The following is a 15,630-nucleotide window of genomic DNA, read 5'->3' on the forward strand; positions in this document are numbered from 1 at the left end:
CCGTGGTGTAGTGGTTAACATGCCTGCCTGTCACGCAGGAGATCGCCGGTTCGACCCCGGTCGGGACCGCCATTTTATATAAAGAAAAGAACGAAACAAGTTGTTTCGTATTTTTTTATTTGTTTTAACAAAAAACTAATAAAGACAGTCAAACTATCCTTAGGAAAACTCCTAAGGACTTTTTTATATATTTAAAACCTGTATAATAAAGAGCAGAGAACATTGTGAATAAAGTAGGTGAAGTCTGTGAGTAAATATGAAGTAATAACAAAATCTTCTGAGGAAACACAAAGATTATCAGAAAAACTAGGTGAACTTGTCGGGGCGCAAGATGTAATTATTTTAGAAGGAGATCTTGGAGCTGGAAAAACGACTTTTACAAAAGGACTAGCAAAGGGTCTTGGTGTGAAAAGAGTTGTAAATAGTCCTACCTTCAATATTATTAAAGAATATAAAGGAAGATTGCCGCTATATCATATGGACGTATATCGTTTAGCGGAAAGTGAAGAAGACTTAGGTTTTGATGAGTATTTCTACGGTGAAGGGATTACAGTAGTAGAATGGGCTCATTTAATAGAAGCATATTTACCGAATGAAAAGTTACAAATCAGTTTATTCCATGCTGGAGATGATACAAGGAAAATTGTACTCGAACCAATTGGAAATCGCTATATTAGATTATGTGAGGAGCTATTACAAGATGAAAGTACTAGCAATTGATACTTCAAATTACGTAATGGGTGTATCCCTTATTGAGGAAGGGAACGTGATCGGAGAAATCATTACAAATTTAACAAAAAACCATTCTGTACGACTTATGCCAGCTGTAGAGAAGCTTTTAAAAGAATGTGGTGTAAAACCGAAAGAATTGACTAAAATCGTTGTAGCAGCTGGACCTGGATCATATACAGGTGTTCGTATAGGTGTGACAGCTGCAAAAACATTAGCTTGGTCGCTTCAAATACCAATTGTAGGTGTATCAAGTCTAGAAGTAGTGGCAGCAAATGGTGCTAATTTTAAGGGATTAATCTCTCCTTTATTTGATGGTCGACGTGGTCAAATTTACACGGGGCTATATACCTATGAAGGGGAGCAATTAACTTCAATAGAAGAAGACCGAATTATGCTTATTGTTGACTGGTTGCAAATGTTAAAAGATAAAGAACAGCCTATTTTATTTATTGGTAACGATGTTAAATTGCATAAAGAAACAATTATAGAATACTTAGGTGATCAAGCTGTATTTGCTCCTTTCACTAAGAATAACCCAAGACCAAGTGAGCTAGCATTTTTAGGGTTACAAAAAGAAGAACAAGATGTGCATACGTTTGTACCTAGTTACCTGCGTTTAGCGGAAGCTGAAACAAACTGGTTAGAAAGTCAAAAGAAGTAGAGGTCTATAGAAAATGGATATGATATTTAGAAAGATGGCACTCGATGATATTGCTCAAATTGTAGCTATTGAAGAAGCATCTTTTTCAACTCCTTGGACTGCAGATGCCTTTCAACGTGAATTAGCGATGAATGAACATGCACATTATTTTGTGCTAGAAAAAGATGATCGCGTAATTGGTTATTGTGGATTGTGGATAATTATTGATGAATCACATATAACAAATATAGCTATTTTGCCAGAGTACCGAGGTCAAAAGTTAGGAGATGCCTTATTGAAAGAAGTTATTTCGGAGGCGAAAGACCTAGGAGTAAAAACGATGACACTTGAAGTACGCGTATCAAATGAAGTAGCAAAACAGTTATACAGAAAATACGGATTTCAAAATGGTGGGATTCGTAAACGATACTATGCAGACAATCAGGAAGATGGTCTCGTAATGTGGGTGAATATATAATGGAAAAAAACACGATTATACTTGGTATTGAAACAAGCTGTGATGAAACAGCAGTAGCAGTTGTTAAAAATGGAACGGAAATTATTGCGAATATCGTTGCATCACAAATTGAAAGTCATAAGCGTTTTGGCGGAGTCGTACCAGAGATTGCATCCCGTCACCATGTAGAAGAAATTACAGTTGTGCTAGAAGAAGCTTTAAAAGAAGCGAATATCACTTTTGAGGATATTGATGCAATTGCCGTAACAGAAGGACCTGGTTTGGTTGGAGCACTTTTAATAGGTGTAAATGCAGCGAAAGCTGTGGCTTTTGCGCATGATATCCCTCTAGTTGGTGTTCATCATATTGCTGGTCATATTTATGCAAACCGTTTAGTAAAAGAAGTACAATTCCCATTACTATCACTTGTTGTATCTGGTGGACATACGGAGCTTGTTTATATGAAAGAACACGGTTCATTTGAAGTGATCGGTGAAACACGAGATGATGCAGCAGGGGAAGCATATGATAAAGTAGCTCGTACGTTATCTATGCCATATCCAGGTGGTCCTCATATTGATCGCCTTGCGCATGAAGGAAAGCCGACAATTGATTTGCCTCGTGCATGGCTAGAGCCGGATTCGTATGATTTTAGCTTTAGTGGATTGAAATCGGCAGTTATCAACACTGTGCATAACGCAAAACAACGTGGTATAGAAATTGCACCGGAAGATTTAGCAGCAAGTTTCCAAGAAAGTGTAATCGACGTACTTGTAACGAAAGCGTCTCGTGCGGCGGATGCATATAACGTAAAGCAAGTGCTCCTTGCTGGCGGCGTAGCTGCTAATAAAGGGCTTCGTGCACGTCTAGAAGAAGAGTTTGCACGAAAAGAAGATATAGAGTTAATTATCCCGCCGTTATCTTTATGCACAGACAATGCAGCGATGATTGCAGCTGCAGGGACCATTGCATACGAACAAGGAAAACGTGCGACATTAGCTTTAAATGCAAACCCAGGATTAGATATTGAAGCATAGTTATACACAAAATTAACCACAGCCTGTGGACAAAACCCATATTATCTGTTGATAATGTGGGTTTTGTTGTGTATATGAAATGTTGATAACTTTTTCAGTGATTGTGGATAATGTGGAAAAGTTATTTTGGGGTTTATTTTATAAAGGTGGATATGTGTATAAACTTGTGGATAAAGTGGATGAAGTCTGACCTTTAAATGTATTCTTTTTTGGGAAATAAAAAACAAGAAGATATCCTTAAAAAACATTTTGAAATATGCTCTAATTATAGGTGTCGCTAACAATGTCAAACTTTGTCGGTAAATTGATATCTTGTGTCGAATCGTTGATTTGTTTAAAAAATCATTTAGACAATATGACGTTGATTCCAACTAGAAGATAAAAAGGATGTCGCATAGTCAAAAATCCCGACTTATGAGACATCCTCTTTATCAATACTTTTATAAATGCAATTCTTCCCATTCTGCCATACAAGCTTCAAGTTGCTCTTGTAGTGTTTGCTTTTTCATTGTAATTTCACTAGCCTTTTCATAATCTGCATATATTTCTGGTAAGCAAAGCTGATCTTCTAATGTAGCAATTTCTTCTTCAAATTCTATGATGTTTTGTTCTAGCTCCTCAATTTTCCGAGTGCGTTGACGCTCTAACTGTTTACGCTCTTTTTCTTCGAGATAATTTAATTTTTCTTGAGCTACAGTTTTTTGAACAGGTGCCTGATTTTCTTGCTGTTCTTGTTGTTCAAATTCTGCACGTTCAATCATTTCATTTTTCTTTTCAACGTAGTAATCGTAATCGCCTAAATATTCTTGTGCACCTTCTGTTGATAACTCAATAACGGTCGTCGTTACACGATTAATAAAGTAGCGGTCATGTGATACGAATAGAAGTGTTCCTGGGTAATCAATTAAAGCATTCTCCAAAATTTCTTTACTATTTAAATCAAGATGGTTCGTTGGCTCATCGAGAATTAATAAATTCGATTTTTGCATCATAAGTTTTGCGAGAGCTAATCGAGCTTTTTGTCCACCACTAAGAGAAGATACTGGCTTTAATACATCATCTCCTGTGAATAAGAAGTTACCTAGTATCGTGCGAATTTCTTTTTCAGGCTGCAATGGATATTCATCCCATAATTCATTTAAAACTCGCTTAGAAGATGTTAAGTTAGCTTGTTCTTGATCATAATAGCCAACAGATACATTGGATCCGAAAGAAACATCACCATTTAGTAGAGGTAACTTATTCACAAGTGATTTTAACAATGTGGATTTCCCGATTCCGTTCGGTCCAACTAAAGCAACACTATCCCCGCGAGTTAAGCGCATTGTTACATGTTCAATAATCGGATCCTCATCATAGCCGATAGTTGCATCCTTTACTTGTAAAACATCATTTCCGCTTTGTTTTTCAATATCGAAGTGGAAGGATGCTGACTTAGAATCACCTAATGGTCTTGTTAATAATTCCATTCGGTCTAATTGTTTACGACGGCTTTGCGCACGTTTTGTCGTAGATGCACGAGCTATATTTTTTTGAACGAAGTCCTCAAGCTTAGCAATTTCATCTTGTTGCTTTTCATAACGTTTCATTTCTTGCTCGTATAGCGCTGATTTTAAATCTAAATATTTACTGTAGTTACCAACAAATCGTCTGCTTTCTTTATTCGAAATTTCATATACTTGTGTAACGAGTTTATCTAAGAAATAACGGTCATGGGAAACGATTAGTATTGCGCCAGGATAGCCTTGTAAATATTGTTCAAGCCAAGTCAATGTTTCAATGTCCAAATGGTTTGTAGGCTCGTCTAAAATAAGTAAGTCTGGTTTAGTTAATAATAATTTACCAAGAGCTAATCGTGTTTTTTGCCCACCACTTAATGTGGAAATTGTCGTCTGGTGCATCTCAACTGGGAAGCCAAGACCACTTAAAATCGAACGGATATCCGCTTCGTACTGATAGCCACCTTGATCTTTATAATCTAATTGTAATTGGTCATAGTCAGCTAATAATTTCTCGTATATAGCCGCATTTGAAAAGTTTTCTTCTTTGCCCATCTCTTGCTCTAGCCTTCGAAGTTTTGTCTCCATTTGCTGTAAGTGTGTAAAGACGGTTAACATTTCATCCCAAATTGTTAAAGACGTTTCTAATCCGGTATTTTGAGCTAAATACCCCATTGAGACATCTTTCGGTTTTATAATTTCACCACCATCATGAGATAACTCACCAGCTATTATTTTTAATAATGTAGATTTTCCGGCTCCATTTCGTCCGACTAATGCGATACGATCTTTCGTTTGTACTTCCAATTTTATGTTTGCAAGAATCGTTTCTGCACCGTATAATTTCGAAAGCGCGTTTACTTGTAATAAAATCAATGTTTTCACCTCAAATAATTTCTTAACTTTGCCATGTTTATATTTCTCAATCATACTAAAAATAGTGTATAGTTTAAAATAAAGAGAGAATACTTCTTCTCTTTATTATACAAGGAAATTCATGAGTGCTAAACTTCTGTATTTGATTCAAGTATATGAATAAAGATAGGAAGAGAGGAGAGGTTATATGGATCAGCAAAAAATTCCACAGGCCACTGCCAAACGTTTGCCTCTATACTATCGATTTATCCAAAACTTATCTCTTTCTGGTAAGCAACGTGTTTCATCAGCCGAATTGAGTGAAGCGGTAAAAGTTGACTCCGCAACTATTCGAAGAGATTTTTCATATTTTGGAGCGTTAGGGAAAAAAGGATATGGATATAACGTAAATTATTTATTATCATTTTTCCGTGAAACACTCGACCAAGATGATATAACACGTGTAGCACTTATTGGAGTAGGTAATTTAGGGACCGCTTTCTTACATTATAATTTCACGAAAAACAATAATACAAAAATTGAAATGGCGTTTGACGTTAGTGAAGAGAAAGTTGGAACAGAAATCGGAGGCATTCCTGTATATCATTTGGATGAACTAGAAGAACGTTTATCAACTGATATACAAGTGGCAATATTAACAGTACCCGCTACAGTAGCACAATCTGTGGCAGATAGATTGGCAGAAACGAACGTGCATGGTATTTTAAATTTCACACCAGCACGCTTAAATGTGTCAGAGAATATAAGGATTCATCATATTGATTTAGCTGTAGAGTTACAAACACTTGTTTACTTTTTGAAGAATTATCCACAATAAAACGCAGAGGAAGCGACCTCTGCGTTTTATTATTGTTTTTTCTTTGTGAATTTAACTAAGATAAGGCGAAGTGCCAAATTAAAATCAATTGTTGCCATAACTGCAAATAGTATTGTCCACATATTCCAGATTGTATCTGTTACGTTTGTAATGGCGAAACGTGTAAAGATACATCCAAGAAGAAAGTACAATGCAGCCATGAACAATGGTGAGTTTCTCATACTAAAAATCCTCCGATAAAGCCTTGCATTTTTTCAGCTTCTTTAATCATTTCTTGAATTTGTTCATTGCTTACTAAAACTTGAGCAACTGCAACTAATGTATTCATTGCAACATGGGCTGCAATAGGGACGATAATACGCTTCGTTTTTACATATAAAAAGGCGAATACGAGCCCCATAGAAGTGTATACCAATAAGTGAGTAAAATCAAAATGAATCGCCGCGAATACAAGTGAACTAATGATAGCAGCAATAAAGAAGTTAAACTTCTTATAAAGTGTACCGAATAAAATTTTTCTAAATACGATTTCTTCCAAAATAGGTCCTATTATAGATATGACGATAAGGAACCAAGGTGTCGTTCTTGCGATGTCCATAAGTCTTTCTGTATTTTCAGAGCCAGGTGTAATCCCTAATAACCGCATTTCGATCATACCGGCAATACTTTGTGAAAATAGTGCTAAGAAAAATCCGATGAAAATCCATCCAACTGTAGCTGGAACAGTAGAGCGCATTTTATCTAAATGCCTGTCGCGAATGTCTGTTCTGAGTAACCAAAGTACAACGCATAATGCAATGAAAAAGCTAATGATAGCCCAATGACCAGTTATGAGCTGAATCTTTTCCTCTCTAGTAAATCCCCTATTATCGTATAGTCCAGTTTTCAGGAGAAGCGGTAACCCGGCAATGCCTGATAGCTGCATTAAAATGTATGTAACGATAACCCACCAATATTGTTTCTTCAAATGGTTTAACCATCCTTTCTAACTCTAGTGTATGAGATAAAGTAGGATAACATGTAAATATGCTACCTATCATATAAACTTTCATTCAAATTATGATTCTTTTGTAAATCTTTATTTGAAATTAAAATAGAAGACAGGAAAAAGTTGTGTGTTTAGCGAAAACAACTTAGGGTGTCTTTCATATTGTAACATACAAGAAGTGGGAACAACGATTCATATGGTAAAGGCAGTAGAAGAAGTAATGCTATATAGGAAAGTGTATAAAGTAATTTGCGAAAAAATTATGATTTTTTTACTTGCAAAAGAAATTGAGATTATTTATTATTAGAAGTGTGTTAGCACTCGTGTGACTTGAGTGCTAATAAATAAAATTTACATAACAAAATGAGGAGGTTATTGTTCATGCTAAAGCCATTAGGTGATCGCGTTGTAATTGAACTTGTTCAAGCAGAAGAAAAAACAGCAAGTGGTATTGTATTACCAGACACTGCAAAAGAAAAACCACAAGAGGGTAAAGTTATTGCAGTAGGTACAGGCCGAGTGCTTGAAAATGGTGAGCGTGTTGCTTTAGAGGTAGCAGCAGGTGATCTTATCATCTTCTCAAAATATGCAGGTACTGAAGTGAAATACGAAGGTACAGACTACTTGATTTTACGTGAAAGTGACATTTTAGCAATTATCGGTTAATTATATACATTTTAAAAATCCAAGGGGGTCAATTATTATGGCAAAAGATATTAAATTTAGTGAAGAAGCACGTCGTTCGATGCTTCGCGGTGTCGACACTCTTGCAAACGCAGTAAAAGTAACGCTTGGACCAAAAGGTCGTAACGTTGTACTTGAGAAAAAATTCGGTTCACCACTTATTACAAATGACGGTGTAACAATCGCAAAAGAAATCGAATTAGAAGATGCATTCGAAAACATGGGTGCGAAATTAGTGGCAGAAGTTGCTAGCAAAACAAATGATGTAGCTGGTGACGGAACGACAACTGCAACTGTATTAGCGCAAGCCATGATTCGTGAAGGTTTAAAAAACGTAACAGCTGGTGCAAACCCAATGGGTCTTCGTAAAGGTATCGAAAAAGCTGTTACTGCTGCAATTGAAGAATTAAAAGCGATTTCTAAACCAATCGAAGGTAAATCTTCTATCGCACAAGTAGCTGCTATCTCTGCAGCTGACGAAGAAGTAGGTCAATTAATCGCTGAAGCAATGGAGCGCGTTGGTAACGACGGCGTTATTACTTTAGAAGAATCTAAAGGATTCACAACAGAATTAGACGTAGTAGAAGGTATGCAATTTGATCGTGGATATGCATCTCCTTACATGATTACTGATTCTGACAAAATGGAAGCGGTTCTTGATAACCCATACATCTTAATCACTGACAAAAAGATTTCTAACATCCAAGAAATCTTACCAGTATTAGAGCAAGTGGTACAACAAGGTAAACCACTTCTTATCATTGCTGAAGATGTAGAAGGTGAAGCGTTAGCTACATTAGTAGTGAACAAACTTCGTGGTACATTCAATGTAGTAGCTGTTAAAGCTCCTGGATTTGGTGACCGTCGTAAAGCAATGCTAGAAGATATCGCAATCTTAACTGGTGGCGAAGTAATCACTGAAGAATTAGGACGTGACTTAAAATCTGCTACAGTTGAATCTTTAGGACGCGCTGGTAAAATCGTTGTAACGAAAGAAAACACAACTGTAGTTGAAGGTATTGGAAATTCACAACAAATCGAAGCTCGCATTGGCCAAATCCGCGCGCAATTAGAAGAAACTACTTCTGAATTCGATCGTGAAAAATTACAAGAGCGTCTTGCTAAACTTGCGGGCGGTGTAGCAGTAATTAAAGTAGGTGCGGCAACTGAAACTGAGTTAAAAGAGCGCAAACTTCGTATTGAAGATGCACTTAACTCAACTCGTGCAGCAGTAGAAGAAGGTATCGTTGCGGGTGGTGGTACTTCACTTATGAACGTGTACACGAAAGTAGCTTCTATCGTAGCTGAAGGCGACGAAGCAACAGGTATCAACATCGTACTTCGTGCACTAGAAGAGCCAGTTCGTCAAATCGCAATCAACGCTGGTCTAGAAGGATCTGTAGTTGTAGAGCGTCTAAAAGGCGAAAAAGTAGGCGTTGGTTTCAACGCAGCTACTGGCGAGTGGGTTAACATGCTTGAGTCTGGTATCGTAGATCCAGCTAAAGTAACTCGTTCTGCACTTCAAAACGCAGCATCTGTTGCAGCTATGTTCTTAACAACTGAAGCTGTAGTAGCTGACAAGCCAGAACCAGCTGGTGCTGCTGGAATGCCTGATATGGGCGGCATGGGCATGGGCGGTATGGGCGGAATGATGTAATTCCGTTTGCTCGAAAAACATCCATTTCTATATAGAAATGGATGTTTTTTTATGTTTTTTAGAAAAGGAAATGAATTTCTGTAGAATTTTGTCGCTTTCTCTCTTGACCATATCGATACTTCATTGTTAGAATCTAGGAAGATAATATAAAACGATCCTTCATATATCCTCAAAGATAAGGTTTGAGAGTCTCTACCGGGTTACCGTAAACAACCTGACTATGAAGGCAGTGTGTCTTATATTTATAAAGAGCGGAGACTATCTTTCTTTATAAAGCCAGACCCCTGCCTTTTCTTTGTTATGAGACTAGAGGCGGAGGACTGGCTTTTTTTATTATATTAGTAATGCTTTTTGCCAAATTGGTGAAAATATTTATATACGAGAACTAACGTTGGGGTGATTATTTTGAAGAAGCAGCATGATACAATTATCGTTTTAGATTTTGGGAGTCAGTACAATCAGTTAATAGCACGTCGAATTCGTGAGTTCGGTGTATACAGTGAACTTCATCCACATACAATTACTGCAGAAGAAATTAAAGCAATGAATCCAAAAGGGATTATCTTCTCTGGTGGACCGAATAGTGTATACGGTGAAGGCGCATTACATTGTGATGAAAAAATCTTTGAACTAGGATTACCGATTTTCGGCATTTGTTACGGTATGCAGCTTATGACACAACACTTCGGTGGTAAAGTAGAACGTGCAAACCACCGTGAGTACGGAAAAGCTGTTCTTAAAGTAGAGAACGAATCAAAATTATATGCGAACCTTCCAGAAGAGCAAGTTGTATGGATGAGCCATGGTGACTTAGTAACTGGTTTACCTGAAGGATTCGTAGTAGATGCAACAAGTGAGTCTTGTCCAATTGCTGGTATGAGCAATGAAGACAAAAACTTATACGGTGTACAATTCCACCCAGAAGTACGTCACTCTGAGCACGGTAACGATTTAATTAAAAACTTCGTATTCGGCGCATGTGGTTGTTCTGAAGGATGGAACATGGAGAACTTTATCGAAGTAGAATTAGAGAAAATCCGTGAAACTGTTGGAGACAAAAAAGTACTATGCGCACTTAGTGGCGGTGTAGACTCTTCTGTTGTAGCAGTATTAATTCATAAAGCAATCGGCGATCAATTAACATGTATTTTCGTGGACCACGGTTTACTTCGTAAAGATGAAGCAGAAGGTGTTATGAAAACATTTAGCGAAGGCTTCCATATGAACGTTATTAAAGTGGATGCGAAAGAGCGCTTCATGAACAAGTTAAAAGGTGTAGAAGATCCAGAGCAAAAACGTAAAATCATCGGTAATGAATTCATTTACGTATTTGATGATGAAGCTTCTAAATTACAAGGAATGGACTTCCTAGCACAGGGTACACTATACACGGACATCGTTGAAAGTGGTACAGCAACTGCACAAACAATTAAATCTCACCATAACGTTGGTGGACTTCCAGAAGACATGCAGTTCAAATTAATTGAGCCTTTAAACACTTTATTTAAAGATGAAGTACGTGTATTAGGATCAGAACTAGGAATTCCTGATGAAATCGTATGGCGTCAACCATTCCCAGGCCCTGGTCTTGGTATTCGTGTATTAGGTGAAATCACAGAAGAGAAATTAGAAATCGTTCGTGAATCTGATGCGATTTTACGTGAAGAAATTATAAAAGCAGGATTAGACCGTGAAGTTTGGCAATACTTCACTGCGCTTCCTGGTATGCGTAGCGTAGGTGTTATGGGTGACGAGCGTACTTACGATTACACAGTAGGTATCCGTGCAGTAACATCTATTGACGGTATGACAGCTGACTGGGCACGTATCCCTTGGGACGTATTAGAGAAAATCTCTGTACGTATCGTAAACGAAGTAAAACACGTTAACCGTATCGTGTATGATATAACGAGTAAGCCACCAGCAACTATCGAGTGGGAATAGTATTGTAATAAAAAAGATCCATCTATCGTTTATGTATAGATGGATCTTTTTATTTCCCTTCTTAATACGAACGAAAATATAAAAGTTTATAAAAATGTTCGTTTTTAAATTGACAAAAGCCCATCATCGAGTTAATATGAGTATGTAATTCAAACGAAAAGTGAATATTATGCCGTCGTATAATATCGGGGATATGGCCCGAAAGTTTCTACCTAGCTACCGTAAATGGCTTGACTACGAGGCGTTTGTATAAAGATGAGGGGAAACTTGTCTTTGTTTATAGAACGCTTCCATGTATATGCAATGGAAGCCTTTTTTATTTTTCGAGATAAAAGAGGGCTAGGGTGAAATACGGCGAGTAATCATATAACGGGGGAAACGTAAGATGAAACGCTATTTTCAGTTTGATGAACTCGGCACAAATTATAAAACAGAGTTCATAGCAGGTTTAACGACATTTCTATCTATGGCTTACGTACTATTTGTCAATCCTGCTACGCTGTCGCTTGGGAATGTTAAAGGATTACCGGCAGGTACAGGAATGGATCCAGGTGCAGTATTCGTTGCTACAGCATTAGCAGCGGCGATTGGTTCGTTAATTATGGGGATATTCGCGAAGTATCCAATAGCATTAGCGCCAGGTATGGGAATTAACGCATTCTTTGCTTATACAGCGGTGTTAACGATGGGAATTCCGTGGCAAACGGCAATTGCTGGAACATTAATGTCAGGTATTATCTTTATTATTCTTACTGCTTCAGGTATTCGTGAAAAAATCATTAATGCAATTCCATCAGAGTTAAAGTTTGCAGTAGCAGCTGGTATCGGATTGTTCATTGCGTTCCTTGGATTCCAAAACGCCGGAATTATCGTGAAAAATGATGCTGTCCTTGTTGGGTTGGGGGACTTAACAAAGGGCACAACGTTACTAGCAATCTTCGGAGTTGTTACTACGATCATCTTCATGATTAAGAAAGTTAATGGTGCAGTATTCTACGGTATGATTCTTACAGCGATCTTAGGAGTGGTAACGGGATTAATTGATACTCCGAAAGCTGTAGTGGGAGCAATACCGAGTCTAGAACCAACGTTCGGTGTGGCGTTAACTCACTTTGGAGACATTTTCACTGTTGAAATGGGTATTGTTATTATAACGTTCTTCTTTATCGATTTCTTTGATACAGCAGGTACGCTCGTAGCGGTTGCGAATCAAGCAGGATTAATGAAGAACAATAAATTACCACGTGCCGGAAAAGCGTTATTTGCAGATGCGATCGCAACTGTAATTGGTGCAATTTTAGGTACATCTACTACAACGTCTTACATTGAATCGTCTGCAGGGGTAGCAGCGGGTGGACGTTCTGGATTTACAGCAGTTGTAACAGCAGGTTTCTTCTTATTAGCACTTTTCTTCTCACCACTATTAAGTGTTGTGACACCAGCTGTAACGGCACCAGCATTAATTATTGTAGGAATCTTGATGGTTTCATCTTTAGGAGAAATTGATTGGAAGAAATTCGAGATTGCAGTACCAGCATTCTTTACAATCATCTCTATGCCACTTACGTATAGTATCGCAACGGGAATTGCGATTGGATTTATCTTCTATCCAATTACAATGGTTGTGAGTGGTCGTCGGAAAGAGATTCATCCAATTATGTATGTTATGGGAGTTTTATTCGTACTATATTTCATCTACGTTCGTAAATAAAAGGGGTTTTTTGAAAGGTCTAGACTTAAGGGGAGTCTAGACCTTTTTGCGTCTTCAGAAAATCTTAAGGATTTCCAAGCGTTTTTCTTCAGAAGTTTTCCTATAATAGAAGTTAGGGATTAAAAAAGTGATGGGGGAGATATTGTGGCACACGAAACAATACTTGTCGTAGATGATGAAAAAGAAATTCGAAACTTAATTACAATCTATTTAAAGAATGAAGGATATAAAGTACTGCAAGCAGGAGACGGAGAAGAAGGTCTACGTTTATTAGAAGAAAATGAAGTGCACTTAGTTGTATTAGATATTATGATGCCGAAAATAGATGGCATTCATATGTGTATGAAAGTGAGAGAATCGAAAGAAATGCCAATTATTATGCTTTCGGCAAAAACGCAAGATATGGATAAAATTTTAGGATTAACAACAGGTGCGGATGATTACGTAACGAAACCATTTAATCCGTTAGAGTTAATCGCAAGAATTAAATCTCAGTTACGTCGTTATATGAAAATGAATGGTTTTGCTATTCAAAATGAGGACGAGTTAGAAATTGGAGAGATGAAGATAAACATCTCAACCCATAAAGTCATTGTGGATGGAGAAGAAGTGAAACTGACCCCGAGGGAATTTTCAATTTTAGAATTGCTAGCTCGTAATCCAGGTATGGTCTTTAGCGCGGAACAAATTTATGAAAAGGTTTGGAACGAACGATCTTTCCAGTCTGATAATACTGTAATGGTTCATATTCGGAAAGTACGTGAAAAGATTGAGGAGAATCCAAGGAAACCGAGATATATAAAAACGGTATGGGGAGTGGGGTATAAGATTGAAAAAGATATTTAATCCGTTTACTTATGTAAGGAAAACAAGAGAATTAATCGAGAAATTAGTGAAGAGCGTGCGGAAGAGTATAAGAATCCAGCTGATTACTACTTTTGCAGCTTGTGCGTTATTAGGAGTTTTGTCAACGAAAGCAGCCGCACCATTTTTTGAAAATGCAAATCGTGAGGCTACTATCGATTATCGAGCTGGTATGGAGCGAATTAATCAGCAAGCTCAAAGTGTGGCAAATAGTTCAGTTCATGAAAATAAATTAGAGGCTATATCAAGTATGATTGAACTAGAGAATCAAAATTTAGAACGAGGCTCTAGGGCCTTAAAGGTATTGGTTACTGACGAGAGTGGTAAAGTTTTATATAAGACGAAGCAGGCGCAAGAAGAGCAAATTGATTTGCATAACACGATTCGTAATGCAGCATCATTTGCGATTAATTATTCAAACGGTCGAGATGTATTTGAAAATACGAGAAAAGAATTTATATCTTTTTCGCCTATTACAATAGAAGATAAGAATTTATATATGTTCGTTAGCGGGATTCCGGATGGTGTAGTAATGTATGAGACACAGGAAGGGCCATTCCCATTTTTCATAGGTGTACTCGTATTCATTTTCTCTTTCTTCTATATAACAAAGAGAAAGATGAAGCAAATTGAAGCGATGGCAGAAGGTGTAAAGGAAATAGAAAAAGGAAACTTAGCTTACCGTATTGAGAAGAAAGGTGAAGATGAGATTGCGTCTTTAACTGAGAATATTAATAATATGGCAGAAGAGCTTATGAATAATATAGAAAAGGAACGTAAATTAGAGAAGCAAAAGAATGAGCTTATTACGAATGTATCTCATGATTTGCGTACACCACTTACTTCTATCATGGGTTACTTGAGATTACTTCGAGATTCTAAATATGAAAATAAAGAGCAGCATGATGAATATACAAGAATTGCTTTTGCAAAGTCGGAGCAGTTAAAGAATTTAATAGAAGATTTATTTGAGTATACGAAGCTAACAAATGAGCAAGTTGTAATGGAAAAACAAGAGGTTTGTATAAATGAGTTATTGGAGCAATTAATAGAAGAGTTAGTACCGCAGGCAGAAGAGCATGGACTTATGTTTGTTAAGAAGTTTCCTGAGGAACGTACCTATGCGGCGATTGATTCAGAAAAGATGGTTCGTGTATTTGATAATCTATTAATGAATGCGATTAAGTATAGTAAAGATGATGGGGAGATAAAAGTTTCTCTTCAAAGGCAGCGCCAGGATATACAAATTGTAATTGCGAATCATAGTGAAGAGTTTACGAGAGAAGAGTTAGGGAGTTTGTTTGAACGCTTTTATAAGAAAGATCAATCTAGAAGTAGAGTAACAGAGGGATCGGGACTTGGATTAGCGATTGCGAAAAGTATTGTTGAGTTGCAAGGTGGTAGTATTCGAGTAGAATATGAGGATGGTATTATTCAGTTTATCGTCTCGTTACCAATTATAGAAAAATAATAAACGAATAGAATGGTATATGAAAAAGAGGCTTATTTTAAAGGGAATAAGCCTTTTTATATTTTTTTAGAAAAACATGTTGACGATTAAGGTTTAGAGGTGTAATATAAGACAAGTCGCCGATGCAATAACGCAGAACGCGGCAAACGAAATAAAAAACTTAGTTGACATTAACTAACGAAGATGTTAACATAAGGAAGTCGCAAATGAGCGACCAAGTAGTTCTTTGAAAACTGAACGAAACAAACAACGT

15 protein-coding genes and 2 riboswitches are annotated in these 15,630 nt (G+C 37.1%); of the genes, 12 read left to right on the forward strand and 3 right to left on the reverse strand.

Annotated elements, in window-relative coordinates:
• Positions 1-246: 246 nt before the first annotated feature.
• The 4 genes from tsaE to tsaD are packed head-to-tail and all read left to right on the forward strand — an operon-like array spanning position 247 to position 2,866.
• On the forward strand, positions 247-720 hold the full coding sequence (gene tsaE, locus JDS80_RS28960; protein ID WP_071769793.1) for a tRNA (adenosine(37)-N6)-threonylcarbamoyltransferase complex ATPase subunit type 1 TsaE: 474 nt from the start codon (positions 247-249) through the stop codon (positions 718-720).
• Positions 701-1,393 carry a tRNA (adenosine(37)-N6)-threonylcarbamoyltransferase complex dimerization subunit type 1 TsaB gene (gene tsaB, locus JDS80_RS28965; RefSeq protein ID WP_199640643.1) on the forward strand — a complete coding sequence of 231 codons (693 nt, stop codon included), beginning with the start codon at positions 701-703 and terminating at the stop codon, positions 1,391-1,393. The genes tsaE and tsaB overlap by 20 nt, the downstream gene beginning before the upstream one ends.
• Before the next feature lie 13 nt (positions 1,394-1,406).
• Positions 1,407-1,850: a ribosomal protein S18-alanine N-acetyltransferase gene (gene rimI / locus JDS80_RS28970; RefSeq protein WP_071744101.1), complete on the forward strand. Its 444-nt coding sequence runs from the start codon at positions 1,407-1,409 to the stop codon at positions 1,848-1,850.
• On the forward strand, positions 1,850-2,866 hold the full coding sequence (gene tsaD / locus JDS80_RS28975) for a tRNA (adenosine(37)-N6)-threonylcarbamoyltransferase complex transferase subunit TsaD (protein ID WP_071744100.1): 1,017 nt from the start codon (positions 1,850-1,852) through the stop codon (positions 2,864-2,866). The genes rimI and tsaD overlap by 1 nt, the downstream gene beginning before the upstream one ends.
• A gap of 440 nt (positions 2,867-3,306) precedes the next feature.
• Here tsaD and JDS80_RS28980 read toward each other — a convergent pair whose 3' ends face one another.
• Positions 3,307-5,241 (reverse strand): ABC-F family ATP-binding cassette domain-containing protein, encoded by a 1,935-nt coding sequence (locus JDS80_RS28980; protein ID WP_242477454.1) that lies wholly within the window; start codon positions 5,239-5,241, stop codon positions 3,307-3,309.
• 187 nt (positions 5,242-5,428) lie between these two features.
• Here JDS80_RS28980 and JDS80_RS28985 point away from each other — a divergent pair, with 187 nt between their 5' ends.
• On the forward strand, positions 5,429-6,058 hold the full coding sequence (locus JDS80_RS28985) for a redox-sensing transcriptional repressor Rex (protein WP_000372704.1): 630 nt from the start codon (positions 5,429-5,431) through the stop codon (positions 6,056-6,058).
• Between the two features lie 29 nt (positions 6,059-6,087).
• Here JDS80_RS28985 and JDS80_RS28990 read toward each other — a convergent pair whose 3' ends face one another.
• Together JDS80_RS28990 and JDS80_RS28995 are read right to left on the reverse strand one after the other, a co-directional pair.
• A complete protein-coding gene (locus tag JDS80_RS28990; RefSeq protein WP_001246201.1) occupies positions 6,088-6,279 on the reverse strand; it encodes a YdiK family protein in 192 nt (63 codons plus the stop codon).
• On the reverse strand, positions 6,276-7,025 hold the full coding sequence (locus JDS80_RS28995; RefSeq protein ID WP_071744098.1) for a CPBP family intramembrane glutamic endopeptidase: 750 nt from the start codon (positions 7,023-7,025) through the stop codon (positions 6,276-6,278). Before JDS80_RS28995 ends, JDS80_RS28990 begins: the two co-directional genes overlap by 4 nt.
• A gap of 148 nt (positions 7,026-7,173) precedes the next feature.
• Here JDS80_RS28995 and JDS80_RS29000 point away from each other — a divergent pair, with 148 nt between their 5' ends.
• The 7 genes from JDS80_RS29000 to ampS all read left to right on the forward strand — a co-directional run bounded on the left by JDS80_RS29000 (position 7,174) and on the right by ampS (position 15,377).
• Complete coding sequence (locus JDS80_RS29000) at positions 7,174-7,353, forward strand: hypothetical protein (RefSeq protein ID WP_071744097.1); 180 nt, start codon at positions 7,174-7,176, stop codon at positions 7,351-7,353.
• Between the two features lie 74 nt (positions 7,354-7,427).
• Positions 7,428-7,712 carry a co-chaperone GroES gene (gene groES / locus JDS80_RS29005; protein WP_000917305.1) on the forward strand — a complete coding sequence of 95 codons (285 nt, stop codon included), beginning with the start codon at positions 7,428-7,430 and terminating at the stop codon, positions 7,710-7,712.
• 37 nt (positions 7,713-7,749) lie between these two features.
• On the forward strand, positions 7,750-9,387 hold the full coding sequence (gene groL, locus JDS80_RS29010; protein ID WP_071744096.1) for a chaperonin GroEL: 1,638 nt from the start codon (positions 7,750-7,752) through the stop codon (positions 9,385-9,387).
• A 139-nt stretch (positions 9,388-9,526) separates the two neighbouring features.
• A riboswitch (purine riboswitch) is annotated at positions 9,527-9,628 on the forward strand.
• Positions 9,629-9,792: 164 nt separating this feature from the next.
• A complete protein-coding gene (gene guaA, locus JDS80_RS29015; protein WP_131701109.1) occupies positions 9,793-11,331 on the forward strand; it encodes a glutamine-hydrolyzing GMP synthase in 1,539 nt (512 codons plus the stop codon).
• 155 nt (positions 11,332-11,486) lie between these two features.
• A riboswitch (purine riboswitch) is annotated at positions 11,487-11,588 on the forward strand.
• A 128-nt stretch (positions 11,589-11,716) separates the two neighbouring features.
• On the forward strand, positions 11,717-13,042 hold the full coding sequence (locus JDS80_RS29020; RefSeq protein ID WP_199640645.1) for an NCS2 family permease: 1,326 nt from the start codon (positions 11,717-11,719) through the stop codon (positions 13,040-13,042).
• A gap of 144 nt (positions 13,043-13,186) precedes the next feature.
• Positions 13,187-13,888, forward strand: coding sequence for a response regulator transcription factor (locus JDS80_RS29025; RefSeq protein ID WP_071744093.1), 702 nt, complete (start codon positions 13,187-13,189; stop codon positions 13,886-13,888).
• Complete coding sequence (ampS, locus tag JDS80_RS29030) at positions 13,872-15,377, forward strand: aminopeptidase AmpS (protein ID WP_199640646.1); 1,506 nt, start codon at positions 13,872-13,874, stop codon at positions 15,375-15,377. Before JDS80_RS29025 ends, ampS begins: the two co-directional genes overlap by 17 nt.
• Positions 15,378-15,630: the final 253 nt, after the last annotated feature.

It is taken from the genome of Bacillus cereus group sp. N8 (genome assembly GCF_016483685.1).
Lineage (GTDB): Bacteria > Bacillota > Bacilli > Bacillales > Bacillaceae_G > Bacillus_A > Bacillus_A proteolyticus.